Below are 10,064 nucleotides of genomic sequence, written 5' to 3' on the forward strand. Positions count from 1 at the left end.
AGGAGATTTTCTCTCATCTCGCTGCGTGTTTATTAACGGAAAGGGCTATAAGTGATTGTAATCATTCGCTGTGTGAATGTTTGTTCTGCATAGGAATGTAAATATAGTCATTTTTTCTAAAACAATTTCGTTAACAAAAATGTAAATTATCACTTTATTTTGTAACTTCGGTGTGTATGATTTGCGACTAATGCTTTAAAAGTAAGCATATATAACTACAAAAATGTAAATAGTAAACACAACATATCGGAGATTTATAATGGATAAATCGCTTTCTAGTAAGATTTTTATAGGCTTGTTTGCCGGCCTTGTGCTGGGGACAGCAATTCAGTACTTATTTAGCGGTATTGCGATTTTTGATACATACCTACTTGGAGCAGCAGAAGGTGTTGGCGGCATGTTCGTCTCACTGATCAAATTGCTTGTTGTTCCTTTAGTTTACGTTTCAATCGTATGCGGCATTGTTGACTTGAAAGACATCAGTGCATTTGGTCGTCTTGGTGGAAAAACTTTTACCCTTTACATTCTTAACACCATCATTGCGATTACGGCGGCTTTGACTGTCGGCTTGATCTTCCAGCCAGGAGCGGGCGCTAATCTAGCAGGAACGGTATCTGAGGCTGTACAGCTGACAACGACAGAGACGCCGGACATTTTCTCTTTAGTTGTTAACATTGTTCCTAGCAATCCTGTACAAGCGTTTGCTAGCGGCGACATGCTGCAAATCATCTTTATGGCAATTTTGACGGGGCTTGCAATTCAAGCTTTGGATTCTCGTGGTGGCCCAGCTATTCGCACATTCAAAATGGCAAATGAAATCATGATGAAATTGGTTGGATTAGTGATGAGTCTTGCACCATATGGTGTGTTCGCACTAATGATTCAACTAGGTGCAACGCTAAACGCCAATACATTAATGTCCGTTGCCGGTTACGTGGCTTTGGTGGTTGCGATGTTGGTGTTTTGGATCTTCTTCTTCTACCCAATGGCAGTGAGTATTGCGACAGGAACTTCTCCAAAGACTTTCCTACGTGCAACTCGTGAGCAGATTCTTTTCTCTCTATCTACCGCGAGCTCAAACGCGACTATCCCGGTAACGATGCGCACACTGACAGAAAAGCTTCAGGTCTCTAAATCGGTTGCTGGCTTCGGTGTACCACTGGGCGCAACGATGAATATGTCTGGTGTGTCTATCTATATTGCTCTAGCAACGATGTTTGTTGCGAACGCTTTTGGCCAGCCAATTAACACCGCAGACATCTTCACACTTGGCTTAACTATTCTTCTGTTATCTATTGGTGCTGGCGGCGTTCCTGGGGGCGGCGTGGTAATGGTAGGCGTTTTGCTTCACCAACTAGGTTTACCACCTGAAGGTTTGGCAATCATTGCAGCGGTCGACCGTATTAATGATATGTTCTGTACATCATCTAACGTTGTCGGCGACACGGCAGTGAACACCATTGTTGCAAAAACAGAAGGTGAGATAGGTAAAGAAGAAGGTGTTGATGCTGAGCCTGCTCAAGCGAACGCCTAATACCTTGAATCATTTATTTTAACCCTAATATTGAAGCGAGCTCTTATGAGCTCGTTTTTTATTTAGGAAGAGTCGGACATAAATAAATTTATCTGGGAAATGACGTTTTGTTGCGCTACAGCAGTGTGACGAGTTCCCAACTAATCAGAAAGAAACACATAAATTTCGAAAAAAGACGCTTTTTTTTAATTCTGCCCTTGAAAAGCATTTTGCCGCCCTTATCTATGTGGCATAGAGAAGCAAACATTGATTATTTTTGTTTGTGAGCAAGGGTTGAAACCCGATTCTCCTCCCCCCACATTGGGGTTATAACCAAACGAAAATAGAATTTATTCGGAGATAGCCAGATGGGTAAAATCATTGGTATTGACTTAGGTACTACTAACTCATGTGTTGCTGTATTAGACGGCGACAAACCACGTGTAATTGAAAACGCAGAGGGCGAACGTACTACTGCATCGGTTATTGCTTACACTGACGGTGAGACGCTAGTAGGTCAACCAGCGAAACGTCAAGCAGTAACTAACCCAGAAAACACGCTATTTGCAATTAAGCGTCTAATCGGTCGTCGTTTTGAAGACGAAGAAGTTCAGCGTGACATCGAAATCATGCCTTACAAAATCGTTAAGGCTGACAACGGTGATGCTTGGGTAGAAGCGAAAGGCCAAAAAATGGCAGCTCCTCAGGTTTCTGCTGAAGTTCTTAAGAAAATGAAGAAAACTGCTGAAGACTTCCTTGGTGAGGAAGTAACTGGCGCAGTTATCACAGTACCTGCTTACTTTAACGATGCTCAGCGTCAAGCGACAAAAGATGCTGGCCGTATCGCAGGTCTAGAAGTTAAACGTATCATCAACGAACCAACGGCAGCTGCACTAGCTTACGGTCTAGATAAGAAAGGCGGCGATCGCACTATCGCGGTATACGACCTTGGTGGTGGTACATTCGATATTTCAATCATCGAAATTGATGAAGTTGAAGGCGAGAAAACATTCGAAGTTCTAGCAACTAACGGTGATACTCACCTAGGTGGTGAAGACTTTGATAACCGTCTAATCAACTACTTGGTTGATGAGTTCAACAAAGAGCAAGGCATCAACCTTAAGAACGACCCACTAGCAATGCAGCGTGTTAAAGAAGCAGCAGAGAAAGCGAAAATCGAGCTTTCTTCTACTTCTCAAACAGACGTAAACCTACCTTACGTTACTGCAGATGCAACTGGTCCTAAGCACATGAACATTAAAGTGACTCGTGCAAAACTAGAATCTCTAGTTGAAGACCTAGTACAACGCTCTCTTGAGCCATTAAAAGTAGCTCTAGCTGACGCTGACCTATCAGTAAACGACATCACTGACGTAATCCTAGTTGGTGGTCAGACTCGTATGCCAATGGTTCAAGCGAAAGTTGCTGAGTTCTTTGGTAAAGAAGCGCGCCGTGACGTAAACCCTGACGAAGCAGTAGCAATGGGTGCTGCAGTTCAAGGTGGTGTACTTGCTGGTGACGTTAAAGACGTACTACTACTAGACGTAACTCCACTGTCTCTAGGTATCGAGACAATGGGTGGCGTGATGACTAAGTTAGTTGAGAAGAACACAACTATCCCAACTAAAGCGAACCAAGTTTTCTCTACAGCGGAAGACAACCAGAGCGCGGTAACTATCCACGTTCTACAAGGTGAGCGTAAGCAAGCGATGTACAACAAGTCTCTAGGCCAATTTAACCTAGAAGGCATCCAGCCTGCACCACGTGGTATGCCACAAATCGAGGTTACGTTTGACCTTGATGCGGACGGTATCCTACACGTATCTGCGAAAGACAAGCAGACTGGTAAAGAGCAGAAGATCACTATCCAAGCTTCTGGCGGTCTAAGCGATGAAGACATCGAGAAAATGGTTCAAGAAGCAGAAGCTAACAAAGAAGCGGACAAGAAGTTCGAAGAGCTAGCAACTGCACGTAACCAAGCTGACCAAATGATTCACGGTACTCGTAAGCAAGTAGAAGAAGCTGGTGAAGCGCTACCTGCAGAAGAGAAAGAGAAGATTGAAGCAGCAATTTCTGAGCTAGAAACAGCACGTAAAGGCGAAGACAAAGAAGCTATCGATGCTAAAGTTCAAGCACTAATGACTGCTTCTCAAAAGCTGATGGAAATCGCTCAACAACAAGCTCAAGCGCAGCAAGCACAAGGTGCTGACGCAGGTGCACAGTCTAAAGAAGACGACGTTGTAGATGCTGAGTTCGAAGAAGTTAAAGACGACAAGAAATAATATTTCTTAACCAGATGGTTGCATAGCCATCTGGGGTCGATAAGACTTCGTGTGCGGGCGTTTGGGGCAACTCTTACGCCCGTCTGTTTGTAAACGCTGTCTTTCTAGTTAAGTATGTTGCAGACAAGTGCACTTACCTAGAACGATACAAACACCAAGCGGTGAATCGATGCCGTTTGTAGTAATTAACTGGTGACGAAGAACATGTCAAAACGTGATTTTTACGAAGTGTTAGGCGTAAGCCGTGATGCCTCAGAGCGCGATATCAAAAAGGCGTATAAGCGTCTAGCGATGAAATTCCACCCAGACCGAAACCAGGGTGATGATTCTGCGGCGGACAAGTTTAAAGAAGTAAAAGAAGCGTACGAAGTTCTGACCGACCCTCAAAAGAAAGCGGCGTACGACCAATACGGTCATGCTGCTTTTGAACAAGGCGGCGGTGGTTTCGGTGGCGGCGGCTTTGGCGGCGGCGGTGCTGATTTCGGCGACATCTTTGGCGATGTATTCGGTGACATCTTTGGTGGTGGTCGTCGTGGCGGTGGTGGCCACCGTGCCCAGCGAGGTGCTGACCTACGTTACAACATGGAATTGACGCTAGAAGAAGCGGTTCGTGGTGTAACGAAGGAGATCGAAGTACCGACACTAGTACACTGTGATACCTGTGATGGTAGTGGCGCGAAGAAAGGTTCATCTGCTGAAACATGTGGTACCTGTCATGGTCATGGTCAAGTACAGATGCGACAAGGCTTCTTCGCAGTGCAACAAACCTGTCCTACCTGTCACGGTAAAGGTAAAATCATTAAAGACCCTTGTAATGAGTGTCATGGTCAAGGTCGTAAGCAGAAAACAAAAACACTTAACGTTAAGATCCCAGCAGGTGTTGATACTGGCGACCGTATTCGTCTATCTGGCGAAGGTGAAGCGGGAGAAATGGGGGCGCCTGCTGGCGACTTGTATGTACAAGTGCACGTGAAAGAGCACCATATCTTCGAGCGTGATGGCAACAACCTATACTGTGAAGTGCCAGTAAGCTTTGCGATGGCGGCTCTAGGTGGTGAAGTTGAAGTGCCAACTCTAGATGGTCGCGTAAGCCTAAAAGTACCTTCAGAAACGCAAACAGGTCGTATGTTCCGCATGCGTGGTAAAGGTGTGAAAGGCGTTCGCGGTGGCGGTGTTGGTGATCTTATTGTGAAGTTGGTTGTTGAAACACCAGTAAACCTAAGCTCACGCCAAAAAGAACTGCTCAAAGAGTTTGAAGAGTCTTGTGGTGGTGAAGCGGCGACAAAGCACAAGCCTAAATCAGAAGGCTTTTTCAACGGTGTGAAAAAGTTCTTTGATGATTTAACCAGCTAAGACGTTAGTGAAAAGCACAAATACAAAGGCCTGCTAAAATGCAGGCCTTTTTGCATCTCGGTGTTCTTGCTAGTTCCAGCAATCACTTGGTTCTTCGACATTTGTTGACGTTAAAGTAATCGTTTTAGAACCAGTCAAGCACTCGTCGTCGTCTTGTCCAAGAGGTGATTTTGCTGTTGCTGTAATGGTATAGGCCGTACTTGCAGAGCTAGCAATATCGAAAGAAAATCTATTTTTGTCTGAGTCACATAGAGTGCATGTTCCTCCAGAGAGAATATGACTCCAGTCGTACCCACCATCATAAGATGTCTCTAGCTCTAGCTGAATTCGACTAAGATCGCTCAAGGCAACCGTCCTATGAGACTTGATTACATGATTAGTGTAAGAAGGGTAGGCGATCGCAGCAATGATCCCGACAATCACGACAGCTATCAGTAATTCGATCAATGTCATCCCTCTCAATCCTTTTTTGTAGCCGTTACAACGAGAAATTCGAATCATCACGAGTAGTTTCCTTTTCACTTTTCCGCCTATTTTTGGCAGGTGATAGCATCTGTGCAAGATGAATTACGGCCCTTTTGCCGTTTACATAGGAATTTGGGAAATGCCTCGCGGGTTTACGTTGTTGGAGCTTCTTATTACTGTTGCTGTCTTGTCAGTGCTACTACTTTTTGTCGCCCCAAGTTTTTCAAAAGTTAGCCAACACATGAAAATAGTGAATTTAGCCAACGAATTACAGGGTTTTTTGATCCAAGCGAAATCGGAATCGGTGATGAGAAATCAAGATTTTTGGGTTCATATTCAAGGCTTGCCTTCATCCACCGGAAGCTGGAAGCTCACACTCTCGAGTGTATCGAATGTCACTGACATTACTTCAATGAATACTGTTGCTGAGCTGCAAGGTCATCTATATCGGGGTCTGGTGGTGTCGAGTAATATAACTAGCGTCAAGTTTGATCGTGTTATGGGGAATCCCAAAAATGCGGGAAGTATTCACCTGAAGAAATCTCAAGCGGATACCAGTCCGATAAAAGTAACTGTTCATAACGGAGCAGGGCGAGTAAAAGTGTGCGCTATGAATAAGGCAAAATATGGCTTTGAACAATGCTAAACAGCAGGGTAGTACACTTGTTGAGTTTATGATTGCTGCGTTGTTAGGACTTGTCGCTTTGGGCATTGTTGGCGCAGTGTTTCTTTCTAACCAAAAAACAGCTGTGCAGCGAAGCAAGGAAATAATGCTACTTCAGCAGATGAGTAGTGTAATTCAACAAGTGAAAGAGGATATTCAACGAGCAGGGTTTGATGGTATTACGACAAAATCAATGATGCTTTCCGGTTCTCCTAGCGTTCTATATCAACAATCCGAAAAAATCGGTTATGTTTATCGAAACACAGCAAGCTCTGTGAGTAATACGATATATCGGTTAAAGGATAATATGTTGGAATATTGCCAGGATGATTCACCATCACCTTTAAGTGTCGTGTCTGCTGCTAGTGGATGTTTTGATCTTTTTGATCCTAAGCAAATTAAAGTAACTCAATTTGGTGTTAGTCGAACATTACTATCAGGTTCGTCAATAGAGAGTGCGTTTATTTCTATTTCAATGGCCGCTGAATTAAAAAATGATCCGGCAATTTCTCACGCCATTTTATTACAAGTTCAGCAAAGGAATTGGCAATGATACGTAAGCATCAACAAGGAGTGGCCACGTTACTTATTACTTCCATACTGCTCTCTGTCGCTTTGGTTGTGACGTTAGGGTCATATAAGAATCTATTTTATCAAATTAAGCGTGCGCAGAATGAAGTTAGTTCTCGGCAACAGCACTGGGAAGCGGAAGGGGGGCTTGAGTGTCTATTTGCTTATGTCACAGATGATGTATCCATAGTGAACGAGCTCATCCCAATTAATCACAATAATTTAAATACCTTATGTAAGAGGGAATTAAACCTTAGCCAGCTGAACGTTACTGATATAGGGGCAGGAGTCTATCGTATTAATTCTATATCTCACAATGGTTGGGCCCAGCTCAATAAAACTTTCAGTACACTAAGTAATCGTGGAAAAGGAGCGATACAAACCACATCCAAGTTAACTACTTATGGTGATTTAAAGGTTCATCCAGATGCGAAAGGTGATCTTAATTCTGACAATCTGTATGAATGCATATCACTGACTTATCGGTATAGTTATACCATGGAAGGCGGAAGCACAGGATCAAAATATAACACTGCATCAATAAGAGCGAATAGCTTATATGATGGTTCTCCTTCTGGAGGGTGTACCGCTGCAACGACAACCAATGTTACAGTAAAAGCTGGGAATGCAATTACGAAAACTAATAAACCTGAAACTTCTGATCCGCAGCTAAAAGGCGATTTTGTTTATGACTCTGAAGTCGATCCATTCCAAACCTTTTTTGATTACAAAAAAACACCGGAAAATATTGATAAAGTCAAAGCTTCATTTCCGAAAGCTGGGAAAATCAATTTGTCAAATGCGACACAGTGTAAATCAGCTATCGAAAATGCTTTTAAGGAAGTAGATAAGGTTTGGATTACTGGTGACTGCGCCATTCACGGGAATTTAGCACTTCAAGGCAACCATGAGAAATATACGTTAGTTATTCAAGATGGTATTTTTATCAATACTGGTTCAACAACATTTCAGGGTTCGCTTTTTCATTTAGTCGATAAAACTAAACCACAGTTTGCTCCTAATGAGTTAAAAAGCTATTGGGAAAGTTTGTTCTCGAATGCTGATGGCTCACCGACTAATTTTACCATTGGTAAACAATATACTGATCTTACACAAACTGTTTATGTTGATGCAGGGGCATTTCACGCAACGGGTGGTTATGGTTTTGATACTGATGGGTTAAAAACCTCAATTGCGGGCTCAATGGAGTTACTATTTGATTCCAGCAAAAGACCTACAACAAGGAGAAATGATGTTCGTTGGCAAGAGGGAAGTTGGAATGCCAAGTAAACAACATGGTTTTAGTTTAATTGAAATAATGATTTCTTTTATTTTAATTGGTGTCGGTGCTCTTGGATTGGTTAAGTTGCAAGCTTACATTGAGCTGCGGGCAGATTACGCGATGCATAGCATTGAAGCGCTAAATCTTGCTGAGCAGAAATTAGAGTGGTTTCGTACGCGTGGGGCTATTTCTGCAGTCCCCTCGATGCCCGCCGCTAATTTTGATACAAATATTGTCTCTGGGGAAGATACTACGCACCCCTTGTATACTTTATCTTGGTCTGTGCCAACGGCAACTCTGTCGGGCGCACTTAAAACGATACATATGGAAGCTCTATGGCAAGATCGCCACGGTAAAATACAATCGGTAGAGCTGAAAACCATGATCTCTAAACATAGCGAATTTGATTAAATAGTCTAGGTTCCTGTTTTATGCCGATTCAATCAAAACCGATTGGAGTTCTGGATAAGGTGTTCACTGTCCGCGTTGCCCTTTTTATATTGAAGAGAATTATTTCTTGCTTCTCATCACGTATAGTTTCTTTTCTTAAAACTATCTATTCATCGCTCTATGCAACCTCTGTTTTTGCCAGCTCGTTTACTAAATGTATATGTTGATTTTTCCATAATGTTTCAGGCTTGTATCTTTGGTTTTGTTTTTTTGCAAAATATGTCTCCAATTATGAAAAAAAATCTAGAACCTTGTGCTTTCTCCATTAGTGTTTACTAGAATACTCGTTGGATAGTAGGTCGTTATAATTATTCAAATAGGCCTTGGCACCAACATCATTCACTATGGAGTTACCATGAGTAACCAAGCTGTAAATAAGGCACCATCATCGAAGCCGAGCGGGATGGAGCGCTTTTTAAACTTTATCGAGAGGACAGGTAACAAAATTCCTGATCCTGCGATTTTGTTCTTCTGGGCATTGATCATTACTTGGGCGGCGTCAGCACTTTTGTCGAATGTATCATTCGATCTTCCAAACCCTCGAACGGGCGAAGCTCTTACTATCACCAACTTACTTACGGGCGAAGCGCTAGCAAGTTTCCTTGCTAACATGGTGACGACGTTTACTGGCTTTGCGCCACTGGGTATCGTACTTGTCGCAATGTTAGGTGTGGGTGTTGCAGATTCTTCGGGCTTTATTACGACGGGTCTTAAGAAGATGCTGAACTTCACGCCAGCTAAGCTTCTTACTCCAATGCTTATTTTGGTTGCCATTGTATCGCATACTGCGGCAGATGCAGGCTATGTTCTGGTTATTCCTCTTGGCGGTATTATCTTCCATGCGGCAGGTCGTCACCCTCTAGCAGGCATTGCGGCAGCATTTGCAGGTGTATCTGGTGGCTTCTCTGCAAACTTTATCCCTTCAGGTATCGATCCACTACTAGCAGGCTTTACGCAAACTGCGGCGCAGGTTCTTGATCCTGAATATGTGGTTAACCCATTAGCGAACATCTTCTTCACTGGCCTATCCTCTATCATTATTGTGGGGATTGGTTGGTACGTGACAGAGAAAATAATCGAGCCTCGTTTATCAAAAATGCCAATTGATGATGATGCGGAAACCGCGCCAAACCTAGGTTCATTTACTGAACTGGAATCAAAAGCATTCCGTTATGCAGGTTGGGCAATGATGGCGGGTATTGCTTTACTTGTTGCAGCGTTAATTCCAGAAACATCAGCACTTCGCTCGCCTGAAGGTGAAATTACTGCCTTCTCAGCACCGATCATGAAGTCTATCGTGCCGTTGATCTTTATTCTGTTTATCATTCCTGGTTACGTTTACGGTAAAGTGTCTGGAACGTTCAAGACCAGCAACGACATTATCAAAGCGATGGCTGATACTATGTCAACCATGGGCGCATACATTGTTATGTCGTTCTTCTGTGCTCAGTTCCTATCTGCATTTGCTCAGTCAAACATCGGTAC

Annotated in this window: 9 protein-coding genes; 8 read left to right on the forward strand and 1 reads right to left on the reverse strand. The window is 43.2% G+C overall.

Translation table 11 applies throughout. The features are described from left to right. Nucleotides 1-259 precede the first annotated feature (259 nt). The 3 genes from R7E42_RS16435 to dnaJ all read left to right on the forward strand — a co-directional run bounded on the left by R7E42_RS16435 (nucleotide 260) and on the right by dnaJ (nucleotide 5,148). Nucleotides 260-1,534, forward strand: coding sequence for a dicarboxylate/amino acid:cation symporter (locus R7E42_RS16435; RefSeq protein WP_005381625.1), 1,275 nt, complete (start codon nucleotides 260-262; stop codon nucleotides 1,532-1,534). Between the two features lie 347 nt (nucleotides 1,535-1,881). Continuing rightward, a complete protein-coding gene (gene dnaK / locus R7E42_RS16440; RefSeq protein ID WP_005381623.1) occupies nucleotides 1,882-3,795 on the forward strand; it encodes a molecular chaperone DnaK in 1,914 nt (637 codons plus the stop codon). A gap of 204 nt (nucleotides 3,796-3,999) precedes the next feature. Continuing rightward, nucleotides 4,000-5,148, forward strand: coding sequence for a molecular chaperone DnaJ (gene dnaJ / locus R7E42_RS16445; protein ID WP_005381620.1), 1,149 nt, complete (start codon nucleotides 4,000-4,002; stop codon nucleotides 5,146-5,148). A gap of 69 nt (nucleotides 5,149-5,217) precedes the next feature. Here the strand turns inward: dnaJ and R7E42_RS16450 are convergent, their stop codons facing one another. Beyond that, entirely contained in the window at nucleotides 5,218-5,649 is a 432-nt protein-coding gene (locus tag R7E42_RS16450; protein ID WP_053302986.1) for a type IV pilin protein, read from the reverse strand. 103 nt (nucleotides 5,650-5,752) lie between these two features. On the opposite strand from R7E42_RS16450, the gene R7E42_RS16455 reads away from it, so the two are divergent. From R7E42_RS16455 to R7E42_RS16475, 5 genes are all read left to right on the forward strand, one after another. Further along, a complete protein-coding gene (locus R7E42_RS16455; RefSeq protein WP_017635698.1) occupies nucleotides 5,753-6,259 on the forward strand; it encodes a GspH/FimT family pseudopilin in 507 nt (168 codons plus the stop codon). Further along, on the forward strand, nucleotides 6,240-6,830 hold the full coding sequence (locus R7E42_RS16460) for a PilW family protein (RefSeq protein WP_017635697.1): 591 nt from the start codon (nucleotides 6,240-6,242) through the stop codon (nucleotides 6,828-6,830). Before R7E42_RS16455 ends, R7E42_RS16460 begins: the two co-directional genes overlap by 20 nt. Further along, on the forward strand, nucleotides 6,827-8,137 hold the full coding sequence (locus tag R7E42_RS16465) for a hypothetical protein (RefSeq protein WP_053302988.1): 1,311 nt from the start codon (nucleotides 6,827-6,829) through the stop codon (nucleotides 8,135-8,137). The genes R7E42_RS16460 and R7E42_RS16465 overlap by 4 nt, the downstream gene beginning before the upstream one ends. Next, a complete protein-coding gene (locus R7E42_RS16470) occupies nucleotides 8,127-8,540 on the forward strand; it encodes a prepilin-type N-terminal cleavage/methylation domain-containing protein (protein WP_017635696.1) in 414 nt (137 codons plus the stop codon). The genes R7E42_RS16465 and R7E42_RS16470 overlap by 11 nt, the downstream gene beginning before the upstream one ends. A gap of 394 nt (nucleotides 8,541-8,934) precedes the next feature. After that, the coding region (locus tag R7E42_RS16475; RefSeq protein ID WP_318072828.1) for an AbgT family transporter at nucleotides 8,935-10,064 on the forward strand (1,130 nt) is incomplete at its 3' end.

Source organism: Vibrio sp. Vb1337 (assembly GCF_033338715.1).
In the GTDB taxonomy this organism is placed as follows: domain Bacteria; phylum Pseudomonadota; class Gammaproteobacteria; order Enterobacterales; family Vibrionaceae; genus Vibrio; species Vibrio alginolyticus.